The following is a 20,199-nucleotide window of genomic DNA, read 5'->3' as shown; positions in this document are numbered from 1 at the left end:
GCAAGCCTATGCTGGATCATGCTGCTGAAATAAGCCTTTCTGCGCCCATGCGATATGAAATGGCACCGGCCAGATGAATGCGTCCTACCTGTTCGACGCCATCAAGATCAGCAAGCGTGCGCGCTACTTTCAAAATACGGTGATAGGCGCGGGCGGAAAAATGCATGCGTTCGCTGGCATCGCGCAAAAGCTTAAGCCCCGCCGTATCGGGACCGGCCACATCTTCGATCAGGCTTGCCGGGCAATGGGCATTGGTCATGGAAGACTCAAGCCCGCGCGCACCATATCGCGCCGCCTGTATGGCACGGGCCCTTGCCACACGGATCGCAACCGTTTCGCTTCTTTCCGACTGCGAAGGCGTAATAAGATCAAGCGCTGAAACAGCCGGCATATCGACACGCAAATCGATACGGTCGAGAAGCGGGCCGGATATCCGCGCCTGATAATCGCTCTGGCAGCGTGGGCCACGTGCGCAAGTATGCCCCGGTTCGCCCGCCATGCCACAGCGACACGGGTTCATCGCCGCCACAAGCTGGAACCGCGCCGGATAGCTGGTGCGGTGATTGACACGCGCAATCATGCATTCACCGGTTTCAAGCGGCTGGCGCAGCGAATCGAGAACCTGCGGCGAGAATTCAGGAAACTCATCGAGAAACAGCACACCATTATGCGCAAGCGAGACTTCGCCTGGCCGTGCGCGCAAGCCGCCACCCACCATCGCCGCCATGGAAGCTGAATGATGCGGAGCGCGAAACGGCCTACGGTCAGAGAGTTTCCCGCCGGAAAGCTCACCCGCTATCGAGGCGATCATCGATACGTCGAGCAATTCACGCGGGCTGAGTTTGGGCAAGATTGACGGCAGGCGTTGCGCCAGCATGGATTTACCCGAACCCGGCGGGCCGACCAAAAGCAGATTGTGATTGCCTGCAGCTGCAATCTCCAGCGCACGCTTGGCCGTCTCCTGGCCCTTGATATCGGAAAGATCGGGTAGCCCTTCGTTCGCGACCCGCATGGAAGGTGTAGGGCGCGTCAGAACCTGCGTACCCTTGAAATGATTGGCCAGCGCGATCAGACTACGCGGCGCAAGAATATCAATATCCGCGCCTGCCCATGCTGCTTCCTGCCCGCAATCATGCGGACAGATCAGACCTTTATCCTCCCGGTTGGCACCAATTGCCGCGGGAAGGACGCCTGCCACAGCAGTAATCGAACCATCGAGCGACAGTTCACCCAAAACAATATAGGATTGAATGGCATCTGCCGGAATAGCCCCTATTGCTGCCATCAATCCGACCGCAATCGGCAGATCGTAATGCGAACCTTCCTTGGGCAGATCGGCTGGTGCGAGATTAACCGTTACCCGCTTGGTCGGCATGGAAAGCCCACAGGCGTGCAGTGCTGCCTGCACCCGCTCCCGGCTTTCGGCCACAGCCTTATCGGGCAGCCCGACAATGGACATGCCCATCTTGCCCGGTGCCACCATGACCTGAACGTCAACCGGCACTGCCTCTATGCCCTGAAAGGCAACCGTTCCAACCCGTGCAACCATGAGCGCCCCCGCATGCTCATCGGCACATCCCAAAAGTGAGAATATGCTTAAATACAACCATGAGATTTAAGCATATTCAAAGGGAGATTTCAAGAACGTTTCAGGAACATTTTATCGTTTGGCTTCAACTGCATCCCAGAACAGGGCTGCAATATTGGTGCCGTCAAAGCGTTCGATTTCCCGAATGCCGGTTGGCGAGGTGACGTTGATCTCGGTCATGTAATCGCCGATCACGTCGATGCCGACGAGAATAAAGCCACGCTCTTTCAAGGACGGACCGATGCGCTCGCAGATTTCGCGTTCACGCGGCGTCAGTTTGCTTTGCTCCGCGCGGCCACCGACATGCATGTTGGAGCGGGCATCGGTTTCCGACGGCACGCGGTTAATAGCCCCCACCGGCTCACCATCGATCAGGATAATGCGCTTGTCGCCGGCACGGACATCCTTGAGGTAACGCTGGGCGATGAAAGGTTCCTTGAACAATTGCCCGAACATTTCCAGCAGCGAGGTCAGGTTGCGATCGCCATCAGCCAGATGAAACACCCCCGCGCCACCATTGCCATAAAGCGGCTTTAAAATGATATCGCCGAATTGGTGGCGGAAATCCATGACCTCCTGTGGGTCTTTGGTAATCAGCGTTTCGGGCATCAGATCGGGAAAATCGGTGACAAAAATCTTCTCCGGGCTGTTGCGCACCCAGGCGGGGTCATTGACCACCAGCGTCTTTGGATGAATGCGCTCCAGAAGATGCGTCGTGGTGATATAGTTCATGTCGAACGGCGGATCCTGCCGCAGCAAGATAACATCCATTTGCGAAAGATCGCGCCGCACCGACTCACCGAGCGTAAAATGATCGCCCTCGATATCGCGCACTTCCAGTTTCTCGACCGCTGCCGAAACCACGCCATCGCGCATGGAAAGCCGGTCGGGCGTATAATGATAAAGCTCATGGCCGCGCTTTTGCGCCTCAAGCGACAGGGCAAAAGTGGTGTCGCCTGCAATGGAGACGGTTCTGATATGGTCCATCTGGACCGCGACTTTGAGAGCCATGATTTTCCTCGCGATTCGAAATTGCTCAGAATTTAGGATGGAACACGGCTGCGATATAGCTTTTTCTGGCACGAACAGCCTGTTCAAGGAAACACGATACAGTGTTCACCATGCCAGCTGCTTTCAAATGAGACCCGCTACCCCATATGATGCCCAAGATTAATTGTTCCAGTCAGAGTAAACATCATGAAAAATATCGGCTTTCTCTCCTTCGGCCATTGGTCGCCATCTCCCCAGTCGGGAACCCGTTCGGCTGGCGACACGCTTCTGCAATCGATCGATCTTGCGGTCGCTGCCGAAGAACTCGGCGCGGATGGTGCTTACTTCCGCGTGCATCATTTTGCCCGCCAGCTTGCCTCGCCGTTTCCACTGCTGGCAGCCGTTGGGGCGAAAACCAGCAAGATCGAGATCGGTACCGCCGTCATCGACATGCGCTATGAGAACCCGTTTTACATGGCTGAAGATGCCGGTGCGGCGGACCTCATTGCTGGTGGGCGCCTGCAATTGGGTATCAGCCGCGGCTCACCCGAGCAGGTCATCGATGGCTGGCGCTATTTTGGCTACAAGCCGGAAGAGGGTAAAACCGATGCCGATATGGGCCGCCAACATGCAGAAGCGTTTTTGCAGGCGCTGAAGGGCGAAGGCTTTGCACAACCCAATCCACGTCCAATGTTCCCCAACCCTCCCGGTCTGTTGCGCCTTGAGCCCTATTCCGAAGGGCTGCAGGACCGCATCTGGTGGGGTGCGGGCTCAAACGCCACGGCCATCTGGGCAGCAAAGCTCGGCATGAACCTGCAAAGCTCAACCCTGAAGGATGATGAAACGGGTGAACCGTTCCATGTCCAGCAGGCCAAGCAGATCCGTGCCTATCGTGAAGCATGGAAGGAAGCAGGACACACACGCACGCCACGTGTTTCAGTGAGCCGCAGTATTTTCGCGCTCGTCGATGATCGTGACCGCGCCTATTTCGGGGGCGGCAGCAAAGAGCAGGACAGCATCGGCTATATCGACGAAAACACGCGGGCAATTTTTGGCCGCTCCTATGCAGCAGAACCTGAAGCGTTGATCAGGGAACTCAAACAGGACGAGGCAGTCGCCGAAGCCGACACGCTGCTTTTGACCGTGCCCAACCAGCTTGGCGTCGATTATAATGCCCATGTGATCGAAGCCATCCTGACCACGGTTGCTCCGGAACTCGGCTGGCGGTAAAATGAACGCAACGCCCGGCGAAATTCGCCGGGCGACATATTTTCGGGAGGAAAGCATGACCGCCGTCAAAACGACCCTATTCGCCGATCATGTCGCCGAACTTGGTGAAGGTCCGGGCTATGACCCGCTCACCGGCCATGTCTGGTGGTTCGATATTCTGGGCCACAAGCTGATCGAGCGCAATTGGGACAGCGGCGCGTTGCAAGAGCATGATCTTGGCATGAAGGCCAGCGCAATGGCCGTCATCGACCGCGAGCGGCAGTTGATTGTCAGCGAGCATGGCTTGTTCATTCGTGAGCGTTCCAATGGAAAACTGACGCTGCATCATCCCCTGGAAGCGGATAACACCGTAACCCGCTCCAACGATGCACGCGTGCATCCCTCCGGCGCATTCTGGATCGGCACCATGGGCAAGAAGGCGGAAAAGCAAGCAGGGTCAATCTGGTGGTATTGCGAGGGCCAAGTGAAAAAGCTCTTTTCCGATATCACCATCACCAATTCGATCTCGTTTTCGCCCGACGGAAAAATCGCTTATTTTGCGGATACGGATCGCAATATCATCTGGCGTGTCGATACGGACCCGGAAACCGGCCTGCCGATATCGGAAAAAAGCGTCTTTCACCATCGTACGGAAGAAGGTGGGGTGGATGGTTCGGTAGTGGATGGCGAAGGCACGTTGTGGAATGCGTGCTGGGGGGCAAATGCAGTGCACACCTATTCGCCGCAGGGACGGCTGATCCGGTCGATTGCCCTTCCCGTAAGTCAGCCTTCATGTCCGGCTTTCGTGGGACCGGATGCGAGCGTGATGATCGTCACCAGCGCGCGCCAAGGCATGGATGACGCGGCAAAAGAGGCCGATCCGCATGCCGGCAAAGTGGTTCTGCTCGATCTGACGCTCGCCGGACGTCATGATCCGCCCGTCAGGCTTTAGAGCATATTCCGATCTGATTGAATCAGATCGGCGCTCTAACTCCTTTTATTTTAAGCATAATCTTATCGATCCTCGTTTCACTCCGATAGGACTTATGCTCTAGCTATTCAACGACATCGGCTTTTCTCCTCCTGCGGGGAGACCAAAGCAGTTTCTTACAAAATTCAGGAAGGCCCCATATGGCCTTCCCAAAACCAGCATGATCACCACCACCCCAAGCGACCCGCGCAACAGTTCGTTCAAATTGGCACCGCTGACGGCTAATATTGCTGCGTAGATCGGCACCTGGAAACTTACCAGTGCAACAGTATCCCAAAGCAGCCGGGATATCTTGCTCGCACCCGCATGACGCATGAACCAGTCACGCCACAGGCCATAGGGGCGTCCAGATACGACCATCAGCAAAGCCCCGAGAAGCCGCGCATGAAATACCTGTTCCCACGTCATTCCTGCAATGAACCGCTCATTGATAATACCGCTTGCCGTGAAGAACAGAATCAGAGCCAGCGTATCGGCAAGGAAAGATCGCCACCTTTCATTTCTGGCTCTGATTGAAGACGTCAATGGAAATCCTTTGCGCAACAGCTGAACGACTGGCGCACATGCTACAACAACTGGTGACTGTTGTGGTCAGATGCTTTCAACGATAACGATCTCGCCATCCGCAACAGTTTGACGGATGGCTTTTGCGGCCTGATATTCGGCAGAATGATAGCAATCGAGTGCTGCCTGCATGGTTGCAAATTCGATGATCACATTGCGTGCGCGGCCTTGCCCTTCAACCGCTTCCGCCTTGCCGCCACGCGCAATGAATTTCGCGCCATAGCGTTCAAAGGCCGGCTTGGCCGTCGAGACATAATCCTTGTAGCGTTCGCCATCACGCACATCGACACGGGCGATCCAATAGGCTTTCGGCATGGTTTTCCTCCCAAGTTAGTGGGAAACTGAGCGCATTTCTTCCAGAATGGCAAGGGCAGCCGCTTTGCGGTCCTGAGCACCGACAATCGGACGCGCGACCACGAGATGGCTTGCACCGGCCTGAAGCGCGTCCGCCGGCGTCATGACACGCTTCTGATCGCCCTTCTCGGCTCCCGCCGGGCGAATGCCGGGGGTGACGACCGCCATATCGGGGCCGATTGCCTTGCGAATGGCGGCCGCTTCGGCAGCGGAAGCCACAATGCCGCCCATGCCAGCTTCACGCGCTTGCAGCGCACGCTTCAAAACCAGCGCTTCAGGAGTGTCGGAATAACCGGCTTCTTTCAGATCGGCCTCATCCATGGACGTGAGCACCGTCACGCCAAGCAGACAAAGATTGGACCCTTTTGCCGCTTCAACCGCTGCACGCATAGCCTTTGGATAGGCATGAAGCGTGAGCATGGAAACGCCCATTTTCGCAACGTTCTCCACGCCCTTTGCAATGGTGTTGTCGATATCGAGCAGCTTCATGTCGAGAAAGACTTTTTTTCTGGCCGCAATCAGGCTCTTTGCGAAATCAAGTCCGCCTGCAAAGACAAGCTGATGGCCGATCTTATAGAAGGAAACGGCATCGCCCAGTTCCTCGACCAGTTTCTCAGCCTCGGTGACACTCGGCAAATCAAGGCCCACGATCAATTGATCGCGCAAATCTGTCGTCGTCATGAAAGCCTCCGCTGTGATTTGCGTTTTCTTCGCACAACACAAGGCCGCACGGAAGAGACCATGGCCGGAAATTATGCAATGATCGCCATTTTCAACGTCCCGGATTAGCCGCCCGCTCGATCAGGCTTTTACAGACCGCCGTCAGCATTCTGGCACTGCGTTCATTCTTGAGTGTGCCGTCAGCATCGAACGCCTCCGCTGCACCACCGACCGAACATTGCTCGGTGATGACCTGCGCGCCGACAGCCATCAACACAGCCCGTAAGTGATAAAGTCCGCGCATACCTGCAAAAGCACCATTGGACGTCGAGCAAAGCCCGACGGTCAGACGGGCATAGGGTTTGAGCGGCTTGTCGCCGTCTTTTGAAATGCGGCTCACCCAGTCGAGCGTGTTTTTAAGAAGCGGCGGGATCGAGGCATTATATTCCGGCGAGCAGATCATCAGGCCATCATGCGAGGCCAGAAGGCGGCCAAGCTTGATCGCGTTTTCGGGAATACCTTCTTCCTTCTCCAGATCCTCGTTCATGATCGGAAGGGAATAATCAGCCAGCGATATCTCGCTAACCTCTGCCCCTTGCGCCGACAGCTCCCTTGAAGCCGCCTCAGCCATATGCCCGGAAAAGGCACCCTTGCGGATTGATCCGGCAAAGATCAGGATTTTTGCAGACATGAATGATCTCCGAAGGGTTAGGATAGTGCGCTGCGATAGACCCAGAGCTGTGCAGGCGGAACGTTGCGCACCACGAAATCATAATGCTGCACGGTGTAATTGCCCTTTCCGGCAGGAACCGGAGGACGCGGACCGTAGGTGATCTGTATCAACGGACGACCGCGCGGGATTCGCGACAGCAGCTCTTCCATAAGCCGGATGCGGTCTTCCATCGGAAAGTTGAGCATGGGGACTGCGGAAATAATGCTGTCGAACTGCAGGTCCTTCTTCTCACCCAGAGCACTGTCGAGATCGAACACATCGCCGTGGATGATGTTCACTGCGGGAAAGGCCTTGTTGAGATGATCGACGAAGTCCGGCGAGTATTCGACCGAATAAAGATCAGACGGCTTTATGCCATGCGCAAGAATTGCCTTGGTGATGACACCAGTACCGGGCCCAAGTTCAAGCACAGGCAGCCCGGATTTGGTATCGATAACGCTCGCCATGCGCCGCGCCGTAACAGAACTTGTCGGCAATATGGCGCCAACCGCTTTGGGTCCGTCTATCCAGCCTTTGAAAAAACGGATTTCCTCATCGAACTTCGCGGCCAGTTTCCTGCCGAGCTGTCCTGCCATTCTCGCTGCTCCCGTTTGTCGTTATCGAACAAGTTTATGCCGCTTCAAAGCAATGAAGCAAGCAAGGAATAGCAGAAACAGAAAAAAGGGAGCCCAAAGGCTCCCTTTTTTATTCCCCTATTCCTTCGAAAAACTCTTTCATCCGCGAGAAGAACCCGGCCGACTTTGGGCTGTTCTCCTTGGACGAAAGTTGCTCGAACTCCTCCAGCAACTCGCGCTGACGCTTGGTGAGGTTCTGCGGTGTCTCGATATCGATCTGAATATAGAGATCGCCCGTCACCTGCTGGCGCAGAACCGGCATGCCCTTGCCCCTAAGTCGGAACTGCTTGCCGTTCTGCGTGCCTTCAGGAACCTTGACGCGCGTCTGTGTCGCATCGAGCGTCGAGACCTCAAACTGGCCGCCAAGAGCCGCCGTGGTCATCGAAATCGGCACCTTGCAATAAAGATCGGAACCATCGCGCTGGAAAAACTCATGTGGCCTGACCGAGAGGAAAATATAGAGATCGCCCGATGGGCCGCCACGCAATCCTGCCTCGCCTTCACCGGCCAGACGAATCCGCGTTCCATCCTCGATACCAGCTGGAATATTGACCGAGAGCGAACGCTCTTCCGTCACCCGGCCCTGACCATGGCACTTGCCGCATGGATCCTTGATAATCTGTCCACGACCGTTACAGGTGGGGCAGGTGCGCTCGACCGAGAAAAAGCCTTGTGCTGCACGCACACGTCCAGAGCCTGAGCACATGCTACAGGTGACGGGCTGCGATCCGGCCTTTGCACCCGACCCCGAACATTCATCGCAGGTGATGGAGGTCGGAACCCTGATCTGCGCGGTCTTGCCAGCATAGGCTTCTTCGAGCGTCACTTCCATATTATAGCGTAGATCGGCACCACGTTCGCGACCGCCGCTGGAGCGGCGACGACCGCCACCCATCATCTCGCCAAAGATATCCTCGAAAATATCGGAGAAACCACCCGCACCGCCAAAGCCGCCTCCGCCGAAACCATTGCCCATACCGCCATTTTCAAAGGCGGCGTGGCCAAAGCGGTCATAGGCTGCGCGCTTCTGCGGGTCTTTCAGCGTTTCGTAAGCTTCACCGATTTCCTTGAACTTGCGCTCGGCTTCAGGATTATCCGGATTTCTATCCGGATGATATTGCATGGCGAGCTTGCGGAAAGCCGATTTCAGCGTCTTGTCATCCGCTGTTCTCTCAACGCCCAATGATTCGTAATAATCGATCTTCATATGTCCGTTACCCCGGCGGCTGGACCGGACTCCCAACCGGAGCCATCTTATTCTTGTTATATTGTCGAAACTGGCAAAAGCCCGGCCTATAGAAGCCGGGCTTTTACATCAGTGACAGAAATTACGACTTCTTCTTGTCGTCGTCGATTTCTTCGTAATCGGCATCGACAACATCGTCGCTTGAAGCGGACTGCTCGCCACCTTCAGCGCCTTGTTCTTCCGCAGCCTGTGCTGCTTCGTACATGGCCTGACCAAGCTTCATAGAAGCTTCGGCAAGGGTTTGCGACTTGGCCTTGATATCTTCGGCATCGTCGCCTTCGAGCGAAGTCTTCAGTGCTGCAATCGCGTCTTCGATAGCCTTCTTGTCATCAGCCGATACCTTGTCGCCATATTCAGCAAGCGACTTTTCGGACGAATGAACAAGGCTTTCACCCTGGTTCTTGGCTTCGACCGCTTCACGGCGCTGCTTGTCGGCTTCGGCGTTGGCTTCGGCATCCTTGACCATCTGATCGATGTCGGCATCCGAAAGACCGCCAGAGGCCTGAATGCGGATCTGGTGTTCCTTTCCAGTACCCTTGTCCTTGGCCGACACGTTGACGATACCGTTGGCATCGATGTCGAAGGTGACTTCGATCTGCGGCACGCCGCGCGGTGCGGGCGGAATACCGACGAGGTCGAACTGGCCGAGGCTCTTGTTGTCGGCAGCCATTTCACGCTCGCCCTGGAAGACGCGGATCGTCACAGCCGACTGATTATCCTCAGCGGTGGAGAAGGTCTGCGACTTCTTGGTCGGGATCGTCGTGTTGCGGTCGATAAGACGCGTGAACACGCCACCCAGTGTTTCGATGCCGAGCGACAGAGGCGTTACGTCGAGAAGCAGCACGTCCTTGACGTCGCCCTGCAACACGCCGCCCTGAATGGCCGCGCCCATGGCGACCACTTCATCCGGGTTCACACCCTTGTGCGGCTCCTTGCCGAAGAACTGCTTTACGACTTCCTGAATCTTGGGCATGCGGGTCATGCCGCCGACCAGAACCACTTCGTCGATTTCGCCAGCCTTGATGCCTGCATCCTTGAGTGCTGCCTTGCAAGGCTCGATCGTGCGCTTGACGAAATCATCGACAAGGCTCTCGAACTTGGCACGCGACAGCTTGATCGCAAGGTGCTTTGGACCGGTTGCGTCCGCTGTGATGAAGGGCAGGTTGACTTCGGTCTGCTGCGCCGACGACAATTCGATCTTGGCCTTTTCTGCGGCTTCCTTGAGGCGCTGCAGAGCAAGTTTGTCGCTCTTAAGGTCGATGCCGCTTTCCTTCTTGAACTCGGCAATCAGATATTCGACCAGACGCATGTCAAAATCTTCGCCGCCAAGGAAAGTGTCACCATTGGTCGACTTCACTTCAAAGACGCCATCGCCGATTTCGAGAACCGACACGTCGAAAGTACCGCCGCCAAGGTCATAAACCGCAATGGTCTTGCCTTCGCTCTTGTCGAGACCATAGGCAAGGGCTGCTGCCGTTGGTTCGTTGATGATGCGCAGCACTTCAAGGCCGGCAATCTTGCCGGCATCCTTGGTGGCCTGACGCTGAGCGTCATTGAAATATGCGGGAACCGTAATGACGGCCTGCGTCACGGTTTCGCCGAGATAGGATTCAGCCGTTTCCTTCATCTTCTGAAGGATCATCGCAGAGACCTGCGAGGGGGAATATTTCTTGCCGTGGACTTCGACCCAGGCATCGCCATTGTCGCCCTTGACGATATTGTAAGGGACGAGGTCCTTATCCTTCTGCACCATCGGATCGTCGAAACGGCGACCGATCAGGCGCTTGATGGCAAACAGAGTGCCTTCCGGATTGGTAACGGCCTGACGCTTCGCAGGCTGACCGGCGAGGCGCTCGTCACTTTCCGAAAAAGCAATAATGGAAGGCGTCGTGCGCGCGCCTTCGGCATTCTCGATGACCTTCGCGCTCTTGCCGTCCATAACGGCGACGCAGGAGTTGGTCGTTCCCAGATCGATACCAATAACTTTAGCCATATTTCTCTCCATTCAGCAAACCGCCAGGACCTCTACCGAGCGTTCCATGGGCGGCTCCCATCGGTTTTCACAATGCCCAAACAGACCGGGGCCTAAACAGGCTGGGCCTGTTCACGCTGGCCTATAACAAGGCCAAACCTTTCTCAAGGCTGGGCTCGCTTCAAGGTGTGATTTCTGAAGCCATTTTCAAGACGCTCCAGCCTATAATCAAAGCCCTTTGCGTGGCGTATATAAGAAAGGCAAATTTTTACTGCAAGTCACAACAGATAAACGGGCATAAATTCCTGCCCCGTCGTTTTTACAGGATGGCGGAACCAGACCTTACACATCCACGGAACCACCATCCTTTCTGGCACGATAAATTGCATCGATAAAGCGCTGATTGGCTCTGGAGTTCTCCAGCGAAAACAGTGCCACGCCTTCTCCCTTTGTGGCGCGCACAAAATTCTCGGCCTGAAGCTTATAGTGGTTTTCATCGCCAAAAGACCATTCGCTCGTCTGATTGTGTCCGACATCATGCAGCGTGATGCGGCCATGGTCATATTTGCCCGTATTAAAGGGTGCGTGAACCTCGATAAAGCCCTTGTCGCCGTGGAAAACCATTGCCTGGCGTGCTGCAAGCTGGGTTGCCACATAGAAGGTTAAATCAAAACCATCGAAGCGCGCTGCGACATTTGCATAGCGGTCAGTACCGAACTTTGGATCGTATTCGACCGAAGCTCGAACCGAAAGTGGCTCCTTGCCTGTCACCATGCGTGTGACGACGGTCGGATAGACGCCAATATCGGGGAGCGCGCCGCCGCCAAGTTCAGGCTGGTTGCGCATATTACCGGGATCGACATTGAAATAGGAAAATGCACCCTGCACATGGCGGAGGGTTCCAATGGCACCTTCTGCCAGAAGATAACGCAGCTTGATCCATTGCGGATGGTAGAAGACCATAAAAGCTTCAGCGATCACAACCTTATGCTGGTCGCGCGCCGCAATCAGCTGGTCGATATCTTCGGCGTTCAGCGCAATCGGCTTTTCGCACAGCACATGCTTGCCCGCTTGCGCTGCTTTCAGCGTCCATTCGACGTGCTGCGCTGTCGGAAGCGGAATATAGACACCATCTACTTCGTCACTGGCCAGCAATTCTTCATAGGAACCAAAGGCCAGTGGCGCGCCAAAACGGTCCGCCACCATACGCGCACGCGCCGCATCTCGGCTGGCAATGGCATGAACGACGCCATTATCAGAGGCTGCGAGCGCAGGAATGACCTGTGTGACGCCAATTTTTGCGGTCGAAAGAATGCCCCAACGAAACATGCCGTTCCCTTCATCAAGATTTGCCGTCAAACCGGCTATTCCTATCGGATTTTCACGTTATCCGTCGATAGCACGACACACCACTAGACAGTTTGCTTCAAACAGAAATGATACGTGAAAAGCCGCGATATCAGTCATGGCTGATATGGCTTGTCATTCAAACAGTGTCATGCTTTTTGCCTTCTCATGCAAAAAACATCTTCTGTCAAAAAAGTGCTTGGCATATTCGCCATCGCAGCCCTGGTGGTAGCTGGCTTCGGCCTCATTGGCCTTGCGTTCATATATGGCGCTTATGGGGTGATTTTTATCGATGGTGTCGCGAGTATTATCCTGCTCATGATTTTCTCGATTGTCTTCTGGCGCACAAAAATCGACTGGCTCAAACCGGAAGCCGCTGCCATCATGATTTCCTTCTTCTCGTTTATCGGCATGTGCGTCGATTCACGCGGCAATCCGATCTATAATCAGCCACTGGTCTGGCTGTTTGGCAGCAACGGTAGCCATCTCAACATTCGCGAGATCGTCAGCCATGGCGGCGGCAGCACCGGCGTGAATTACGAATTTCAGATCGTCAATCTTTACAGTGCCATCGAACGCTCGATCAGCGGTTGGCTCGTGATGCCCTTCCGTTTCGTGGAATATATCGTCGTGCTCAGCCTGCTGGTGACGCTGATTACAGTAATCCGCAAACGTCGGGGCGCCGACTGGCTGCCCGTCAATGCAACCGATAAAGGCAGCACATGGTTGCCCGATAACACCAGAAAATGAGTTTAGAGAATAAGCTTGCCTAGTTGTCTATCCCGGCCTCAAAGGAAACCAACATGAAACGATATTCACTACGCGCGATGATCTTCTCCCTTGTTGCGGTTTTGATACCGACAGCATCTTTCGCTCAAACAGCCGATGATAGCGACACCAATGCGGCCATCGAAAAGATGAACGCCTATGTCTCGCTTCTCAACCGAACCATTCGCGCCTCGGAATCGCTTAATCGTTACGAGAGCTGGGTCAATATGAAAAAAGGCCCGACCGGCAAGGAACGTATCGTCTACGGTCTTTACTCGCTCTACGATGTGCGCAAGGAAATCGAGACCGCGCAGGAAGCAACTGCCGCCGATCCCAAAATACCGGAACTCGATGCGGCCATGGTGAATTATATCGCCGCCTACCAGAAGCTTGCGCCGGTGATTGAAAAGGCCAACAAATATTACGAGCGCAAGGACTATATGTCCGACAAATACGCGGAAGCCAAAGTCTTTCACAAGCAGATTGTGGAAGCCGCTCCCGACTTCCTCAAAGAACGCAAGCGCGTTGATGCGCTGGTGACGGTCGAGAAGGGCAAGCTTGATCTGGCCGAACTCGCAGCCCTTGAAAAGACGCATGGCAAAAAAGCCAGCTGGCACGTGCGCAATGTCATGATACGCGCCAATGCGGTCATCGATCTGCTGCCCGATAATGACAAGCCCGTCGTGGATATGGATGCTTTCGGAAAGGCCATGGATGCCTATGCGGGTGCGGTGCGTGAAATGGACGATTACGCAACCGAAAACCCCAATTCCTTCCACGTTTTCGAATCGCGTCCGGCAAGCCTGCTCGGCAAGCTGCGTGGCTTGCAGGAAAAGCTCACCAAGACCAAAGGCGACGCCCGCAAAGGAAATGCGGCTTCGGATCTTCAGTGGATCGTCAATGATTACAACCTGATGGTTTCAACGTCGCAAAGCGCGACAATCTTCTCGAAAGAATAATTTTTAAACCAAAAAAAGCCGGGCGCATGACCCGGCTTTTTTTATGCCTACTGCCAAGCCGTTGTCAGGTCAGTTTCGGATGCCGGTCCACCAGCGTCTGCCTGCGCGTCTTCAACGCCTCGATATCATTTTCAAGTGATGCGATCTTTTCATCAATATCCTCCACCCGCTCCTCGATATGCGCATAGGCTTCCCTGAGCAGCAGCTTGGCTTCCTTTTTATTGGAGGCACTTGGCGTGTCACCACGAAGCGGCTTGTTTGCCGTTTCGCTGAGGAAGAAAGCGGTAATCAGGCCGATAATCGACGCAGCCATAAGATAATAAGCCGGCACATAAAGGCTGTTTGTCGTCTCGACCAGCCAAGCAGCAACCGTCGGTGTCAGACCGGCAACGATGATCGAAATATTGAAGGCCGCAGCCAGGGCGCTATAGCGTATACGGGCCGGGAACAGCGCTGGCAAAGTGGAAGCCATCACGCCGGTCAGGCAGTTGAGGAAAATCGCCAGCAAAAGCAGACCTAAGAAAATTTTGGGCGTATTGCCGCTCGTCACAAGCTGGAACGCAGGCAGCGACAGAAACAAAAGCCCCAGACTGCCGATGAGCAGAAATGGCCTTCGTCCGAACCTGTCGCTTAAAAAGCCGACCACCGGCTGCACGAACAGCATACCGATCATCACCACAATGATGATCAGCACCCCGTGATCCTCCGAATAGCCAAGGCTTTGCGAAAGATAGGTCGGCATATAGGTGAGCAGCATATAATAGGTGATGTTGGTGACCAGAACCATACCTATGCAGACCGACAGAGCGCGCCAGTAGTTTCTGACAATTTCCGTAAAGGAAACCATCGGGCGATCCTTGATCGCGTCCTGATCTTCCTGCTCCATGCGTTCCAGCTGCTGTGTGAAGGCAGGTGTTTCTTCCGCCGCATGGCGAAGATAAAGCCCGATGAGACCCAAGGGGGCAGCAAGATAGAACGGAATGCGCCAACCCCAGTCGAGAAAATCGCCCTCACCCATCATGGTGCTTAAAAACACCACCAGACCCGCGCCCATGACAAAGCCCGCAATAGAGCCGAAATCAAGCCAGCTCCCCAGAAAGCCGCGGCGGCGGTCGGGCGCATACTCGGCCACGAAAATCGCAGCCCCCGTATATTCACCGCCCACCGAAAAACCCTGCACGAGCTTGCAGATCAAAAGCAGGATCGGCGCCCAGATGCCGATCGTTGCATAAGACGGGATCAGGCCGATGCAAAATGTGCTTGCGGCCATGATGATGATGGTGAGCGAAAGTACTTTTTGCCGCCCGAACCTATCGCCCATGACGCCAAAGAAAAGGCCGCCCAGCGGGCGCACCAGAAACGGCACCGAAAATGTCGCAAGGGCGGCGATCGTCTGAATGCCGGGGGCGGCATTGGGAAAGAACACCTGCCCCAGAGCATAAGCGACAAAGCCATAAACACCGAAATCGAACCATTCCATCGCATTGCCAAGCGCTGCGGCGGTGATCGCCTTCTTCAGCTTGACGTTATCGATGACCTTGATGTCCTGAATTGTTAAGGGTTCAACCTGCGTTGCACTGCCTGAAGTTTTGCCTCGCGCCATTCACTCCGCCTTTGCGTTTCATGATTGAACGATTTTTCCATATAATGCTCACATTTAACGGAAAACAAGCCGGATATATTTAAGCACGTCATAATAAATATAAATTGCGGTCATACTCTTTTGAACAAAATAAAAACCCGCCAGATGGCGGGTTTTTAACTTCATCAAATTTGCAATCACCCGCGCAAGGTCCCGCCCGTCTGCTTTAAGACACTGGCGATGATCTTGCTTGAAAGTGCATCCAGATCTTCATCGGTCAATGTGCGATCCTGCGGCTGAATGAGAACCTCGACCGCAACCGATTTTTTGCCTTCACCGAGCGAAGCGCCGGTGAAAATGTCGAAGACCTGAACGCTGGCAATCAGCTTCTTGTCGGCGGACGAGACGGCGCGTACGACATTGCCAGCTTCCACGCTATCATCAACCACGAAGGCATAATCGCGCTTGAGGCTCTGCAACTGCGACAGGCTGAGCGCCGGTTTTGTGCGGGTGCTCTTGGCTTTCGGCTCAGGGATCGCATCGATATAGACTTCAAAGCCGCATAACGCTCCCGACACATCAAGCGCTTCCAGCGTATCGGGATGAAACTCGCCAAAATAGCCGAGCACGACCTTTGGACCGAGTTTCAGCGTTCCAGAACGCCCCGGATGCAACCATTCCGGCCCACCTGCTTCGATCTGGACACGATCAACCGGCGCACCTGCTGCTTCCAGTGCGGCCATCGCATCGGCCTTCGCATCGAACACGCCAACGGGTACCGCATTGCTGGCCCAGAAACGCCCCGAACCTTCCACGCCTGCCGTGCCACGACGAATGCCACCGGCCACGCGACGCTGTTGTTCCGGCGTATCGCCTTCATAAATGCCCGACACTTCAAACAATGCCGTATCACCAAAACCGCGATCCGCATTGCGTTGCGCGGCCAGAAGCAGGCCCGGAAGCAGACTTGGGCGCATATCAGACATGTCGGCTGCAATTGGATTGGCAAGCTTCAGTTCCGGCGCACCACCACCAAACGCCTTGGCTTGTGCTTGCGAAATGAAGGAATAGGTCACCGCTTCCATCATGCCGCGCGAGGCAAGTGTGCGACGCGCAAGCCGCGTGCGGATTTGCAACGTTGTCAGAATACGGCCATTGACCGCGCCGTGATTGGGCAAAGGCTGGGGCGCGATCTGGTTGATGCCATGAATACGCATGACTTCTTCGACAAGGTCGGCCTTGCCTTCGACATCATTGCGCCAGGTCGGCACCGTTGCCTTGATAACTTCGCCGTCCCCTTCGACGCCAAAACCAAGGCGTTTCAAAATATCCAGCGAAACGTCATAAGGCACATCGATGCCGGTGAGGCGCTTAACTTCAGAGACGGGGAAGTCAATCACACACAAGCTTGGAGCGGTATAACCAACCACATCGAGAACGCTCGGCTCGCCACCGCACAATTCCAGCACGAGCTTTGTGGCGATTTCCGCCCCCGGAACCATCATTGCGGGATCAACGCCGCGCTCGAAACGATAACGTGCATCGGTGACGATACCAAGCTCGCGGCCCGTGCGGGCAATGCTGCGCGGGTCCCAAAGGGCGGATTCGATCAGCACATCCACCGTGTTCTCGTCACAGCCCGAATGTTCGCCGCCCATGATACCGGCAATGGATTCAGGGCCATTATCATCGGCGATCACATACATGCCCGGCTTGAATTTATACTCACGCTGGTCGAGACCCAGAATGGTTTCGCCCTCGCGGGCTTCACGCACGGTGAGGTTGCCCTTGACCTTGGCCGCATCGAACACATGCAGCGGACGGCCGAGATCAAATGTCACGTAATTGGTGATATCCACCAGCGCATTGATCGGGCGCAGGCCGATAGCTTTTAGGCGCTGTTGCATCCATTTGGGGCTGGGACCGTTCTTGACGCCCTTGACCAGACGCAGCGCAAAACCGAGACAGAACGGGTTCTGCGCACCCTGATCGAGGATGACTTTTACCGGCGTCTCGCCTTCGCCTTTGACGGCTTCAGCGGCAAGTGGTTTTAGCGTACCAAGACCGCTCGCTGCCAGATCGCGCGCAATACCGCGAATGCCCGTGCAATCGGAACGGTTGGGCGTGAGACCCACATCGATGATCGGATCATCCAGACCCATGTAGCTCGCAAAGCTCGTGCCGACCCGCGCATCGTCGGGCAGATCGATAATGCCATTATGCTCGTCAGAAAGTTCCAGCTCGCGCTCGGAACACATCATGCCAAAGCTCTCGACACCGCGAATTTTGCCGACCGCAAGCGTCACATCAAGGCCCGGCACATAATCACCCGGGCGTCCCAGAACGCCATAAAGACCAGCACGCGCATTGGGCGCGCCGCAGACGACCTGAACCGGCTGCCCCTCGCCCGTATCAACCGAGAGCACCTGTAACTTGTCGGCATCGGGATGTGGAGCGGCACTCAAAACCTTGGCGATCTTGAAGGCTTTGAAAGCGGCGCGGTCATCGACCTCTTCCACTTCCAGGCCAATATCGGTCAACTTTTCAACGATCTCATCGAGCGTGGCGTCTGTTTCAAGATGGTCCTTGAGCCAGGAAAGCGTGAATTTCATCTGTTTGTTCCTTGCCTCGTCTCTTTACGCGCTCAGGCCGCCGAAAAGTGTGGGAATATCAAGCGGGCGGAACCCGTAATGGTTGAGCCAGCGCACATCGGCGTCGAAGAAAGCGCGCAGGTCCGGCATTCCGTATTTCAGCATCGCAATACGGTCGATACCCATGCCCCAGGCAAAACCCTGATAGACGTCCGGGTCATAGCCCGATGCGCGCAGCACATTGGGGTGCACCATGCCGCAGCCGAGAATTTCCAGCCAATCGGTGCCTTCACCGAATTTCACATGCGGGCCGGAACGGTCGCACTGAATATCGACTTCAACAGACGGCTCTGTGAAGGGAAAGAAGCTCGGGCGCATGCGCATGGTGAGCGACGGAACTTCGAAAAACGCCTTGCAGAATTCTTCCAGCACCCATTTCATATTGGCAACGTTAGCCGACTTATCAACAACCAACCCCTCGACCTGATGGAACATCGGTGAATGGGTGGCATCCGAATCCATACGATAGGTTTTGCCGGGAATAACAATGCGGATCGGCTCGTCGCGGCCTTCCTTGTCACGAATGGCGGCAAACTTCTCCATCGTATGCACCTGCACCGGCGACGTATGCGTGCGCAACAGCTTGCGCCCACCCTGCTCATCCGCATTGAAGAAGAAGGTGTCGTGCATCTCGCGGGCCGGATGGCCTTCGGGGAAGTTAAGTGCCGTGAAATTATAGTAATCTGTTTCGATATCCGGGCCTTCGGCAATCGAAAACCCCATATCGGCGAAAATCGCGGTGATTTCGTCAATGACCTGACTGATCGGGTGAATACGCCCACGTGAGGCAGCACTTTCGCGAACGGGAAGTGTTACATCGAGTTTCTCGCGCTCAAGGCGTGCGACAACTGCCTGCTCGCGCAATTCGCTCTTGCGCTCGTTCAGCGCTTCGGTGACGCGGTTTTTCAAACCGTTGATCGCCGGTCCCTGAACCTGACGTTCTTCCGGCGTCATCGCGCCCAGAGTCTTCAGTTTTTCGGAAACCGTACCCTTCTTGCCGAGCGCTGAAACGCGCACCGCTTCTATCGCCTGCTCGTCGGAAGCGGTAGCAATTTCGCCAAGGATCGTCCGTTCGAGTTGTTCAAGATCGCTCATTATCTGCTTCCCTGTCGTGTCTGAAGACACTCCACGCCTCTTGTATTTACTTCCCTCTCGTGCCCTACGGCACTCGACGCCTTTTGTTTATATCCCTGTCGCGCCCGCAATCGCGTAGCCCGAAAGAAAACCCGCGCCAGCCGAGCCAGCGCGGGTTCCCAAAATTCACGATATCACTTCGGGAAGGGCTGGCTTAACGAACAGCGCCTTCAAAAGCGTTCGGCGTCTCGGTGTTCTTGAGATATTCGAGCGCCTTCTTTGCCGATGCAATCAGCGCACCGAACGCATCGGGCTCATGGATTGCGATGTCGGACAGAACCTTGCGGTCGATCTCGATACCAGCCTTGGCCAGACCGTCGATGAAACGGCCATAGGTCAGGCCCTGTTCGCGAACGGCAGCATTGATGCGCTGAATCCACAGAGCGCGGAACGTGCGCTTACGATTCTTGCGGTCGCGATAAGCGTACTGCTTGGAACGATCGACAGCAGCCTTGGCTGTACGGATGGTGTTCTTACGACGACCGCGGAAACCGGCAGCCTGTTCGAGAACTTTCTTGTGCTTGGCGTGAGACGTAACGCCGCGTTTAACACGTGCCATGGTATGATCTCCTTAAAAGGCGCGGCTCAGAGGCCGTTCGGCAGGAACTGTTTTACGATCTTCGCGTCAGCGTCGGATAGCACCATGGTGCCGCGAGCATCGCGAATGAACTTGTTCGAGCGCTTGATCATGCCATGCTGTTTGCCAGCAGCTGCGGCCTTGATTTTGCCGGTGCCGGTGATCTTGAACCGCTTCTTGGCGGCCGATTTGGTCTTCATCTTGGGCATTTTGCTACTCCTTGTTTTACTTCCCCCTCGTGCCTACGGCACTCGACGCCT

Annotated in this window: 19 protein-coding genes; 4 read left to right on the top strand and 15 right to left on the bottom strand. The window is 55.4% G+C overall.

Going from position 1 to position 20,199, the window contains the following annotated elements:
• Window positions 1-16: 16 nt before the first annotated feature.
• A complete protein-coding gene (locus AAIB41_RS09765) occupies window positions 17-1,549 on the bottom strand; it encodes a YifB family Mg chelatase-like AAA ATPase (protein WP_343313133.1) in 1,533 nt (510 codons plus the stop codon).
• A gap of 111 nt (window positions 1,550-1,660) precedes the next feature.
• A complete protein-coding gene (gshB, locus tag AAIB41_RS09760) occupies window positions 1,661-2,599 on the bottom strand; it encodes a glutathione synthase (protein WP_343313132.1) in 939 nt (312 codons plus the stop codon).
• 186 nt (window positions 2,600-2,785) lie between these two features.
• Between gshB and AAIB41_RS09755 the strand changes: the two genes are divergently transcribed.
• Window positions 2,786-3,808 (top strand): LLM class flavin-dependent oxidoreductase, encoded by a 1,023-nt coding sequence (locus AAIB41_RS09755; protein WP_343313131.1) that lies wholly within the window; start codon window positions 2,786-2,788, stop codon window positions 3,806-3,808.
• A 55-nt stretch (window positions 3,809-3,863) separates the two neighbouring features.
• Window positions 3,864-4,739, top strand: a complete 876-nt coding sequence (locus AAIB41_RS09750; protein WP_343313130.1) for an SMP-30/gluconolactonase/LRE family protein — start codon at window positions 3,864-3,866, stop codon at window positions 4,737-4,739.
• Window positions 4,740-4,838: 99 nt separating this feature from the next.
• Here the strand turns inward: AAIB41_RS09750 and alaE are convergent, their stop codons facing one another.
• The 8 genes from alaE to AAIB41_RS09710 form a co-directional block, all read right to left on the bottom strand.
• Window positions 4,839-5,303 (bottom strand): L-alanine exporter AlaE, encoded by a 465-nt coding sequence (gene alaE, locus AAIB41_RS09745; protein WP_343313128.1) that lies wholly within the window; start codon window positions 5,301-5,303, stop codon window positions 4,839-4,841.
• A gap of 66 nt (window positions 5,304-5,369) precedes the next feature.
• Window positions 5,370-5,657 (bottom strand): DUF1330 domain-containing protein, encoded by a 288-nt coding sequence (locus AAIB41_RS09740; RefSeq protein ID WP_343313127.1) that lies wholly within the window; start codon window positions 5,655-5,657, stop codon window positions 5,370-5,372.
• Window positions 5,658-5,672: 15 nt separating this feature from the next.
• On the bottom strand, window positions 5,673-6,377 hold the full coding sequence (pyrF, locus tag AAIB41_RS09735) for an orotidine-5'-phosphate decarboxylase (RefSeq protein ID WP_343313126.1): 705 nt from the start codon (window positions 6,375-6,377) through the stop codon (window positions 5,673-5,675).
• 91 nt (window positions 6,378-6,468) lie between these two features.
• The gene (locus AAIB41_RS09730) at window positions 6,469-7,047 is read right to left on the bottom strand and encodes an NAD(P)H-dependent oxidoreductase (protein WP_343313125.1); all 579 of its coding nucleotides are present in this window, start codon (window positions 7,045-7,047) and stop codon (window positions 6,469-6,471) included.
• Window positions 7,048-7,064: 17 nt separating this feature from the next.
• On the bottom strand, window positions 7,065-7,664 hold the full coding sequence (gene pmtA, locus AAIB41_RS09725; RefSeq protein ID WP_343313124.1) for a phospholipid N-methyltransferase PmtA: 600 nt from the start codon (window positions 7,662-7,664) through the stop codon (window positions 7,065-7,067).
• Window positions 7,665-7,773: 109 nt separating this feature from the next.
• Window positions 7,774-8,910 (bottom strand): molecular chaperone DnaJ, encoded by a 1,137-nt coding sequence (gene dnaJ / locus AAIB41_RS09720; RefSeq protein ID WP_343313123.1) that lies wholly within the window; start codon window positions 8,908-8,910, stop codon window positions 7,774-7,776.
• 121 nt (window positions 8,911-9,031) lie between these two features.
• Entirely contained in the window at window positions 9,032-10,942 is a 1,911-nt protein-coding gene (dnaK, locus tag AAIB41_RS09715) for a molecular chaperone DnaK (RefSeq protein WP_343313122.1), read from the bottom strand.
• Between the two features lie 321 nt (window positions 10,943-11,263).
• Window positions 11,264-12,250, bottom strand: coding sequence for a Gfo/Idh/MocA family oxidoreductase (locus tag AAIB41_RS09710; RefSeq protein WP_343314729.1), 987 nt, complete (start codon window positions 12,248-12,250; stop codon window positions 11,264-11,266).
• Window positions 12,251-12,436: 186 nt separating this feature from the next.
• Here AAIB41_RS09710 and AAIB41_RS09705 point away from each other — a divergent pair, with 186 nt between their 5' ends.
• Both AAIB41_RS09705 and AAIB41_RS09700 read left to right on the top strand, forming a co-directional pair.
• Entirely contained in the window at window positions 12,437-13,018 is a 582-nt protein-coding gene (locus AAIB41_RS09705) for a hypothetical protein (RefSeq protein ID WP_343313121.1), read from the top strand.
• 53 nt (window positions 13,019-13,071) lie between these two features.
• On the top strand, window positions 13,072-13,995 hold the full coding sequence (locus AAIB41_RS09700; RefSeq protein WP_343313119.1) for a YiiG family protein: 924 nt from the start codon (window positions 13,072-13,074) through the stop codon (window positions 13,993-13,995).
• A gap of 64 nt (window positions 13,996-14,059) precedes the next feature.
• On the opposite strand, the gene proP is transcribed toward AAIB41_RS09700, so the two are convergent.
• From proP to rpmI, 5 genes are all read right to left on the bottom strand, one after another.
• Entirely contained in the window at window positions 14,060-15,598 is a 1,539-nt protein-coding gene (gene proP / locus AAIB41_RS09695) for a glycine betaine/L-proline transporter ProP (RefSeq protein WP_343313118.1), read from the bottom strand.
• A 176-nt stretch (window positions 15,599-15,774) separates the two neighbouring features.
• Window positions 15,775-18,189 (bottom strand): phenylalanine--tRNA ligase subunit beta, encoded by a 2,415-nt coding sequence (gene pheT / locus AAIB41_RS09690; protein WP_343313117.1) that lies wholly within the window; start codon window positions 18,187-18,189, stop codon window positions 15,775-15,777.
• Between the two features lie 24 nt (window positions 18,190-18,213).
• Complete coding sequence (gene pheS / locus AAIB41_RS09685) at window positions 18,214-19,323, bottom strand: phenylalanine--tRNA ligase subunit alpha (RefSeq protein ID WP_343313116.1); 1,110 nt, start codon at window positions 19,321-19,323, stop codon at window positions 18,214-18,216.
• Window positions 19,324-19,516: 193 nt separating this feature from the next.
• Complete coding sequence (gene rplT, locus AAIB41_RS09680) at window positions 19,517-19,921, bottom strand: 50S ribosomal protein L20 (protein ID WP_343313115.1); 405 nt, start codon at window positions 19,919-19,921, stop codon at window positions 19,517-19,519.
• 26 nt (window positions 19,922-19,947) lie between these two features.
• A complete protein-coding gene (rpmI, locus tag AAIB41_RS09675; protein ID WP_343313114.1) occupies window positions 19,948-20,148 on the bottom strand; it encodes a 50S ribosomal protein L35 in 201 nt (66 codons plus the stop codon).
• Window positions 20,149-20,199: the final 51 nt, after the last annotated feature.

Source organism: Brucella sp. BE17 (assembly GCF_039545455.1).
In the GTDB taxonomy this organism is placed as follows: Bacteria; Pseudomonadota; Alphaproteobacteria; order Rhizobiales; family Rhizobiaceae; genus Brucella.
The sequence above is the reverse complement of the archived record's forward strand: the minus strand, read 5'-3'. Positions and strand labels throughout refer to the sequence as shown.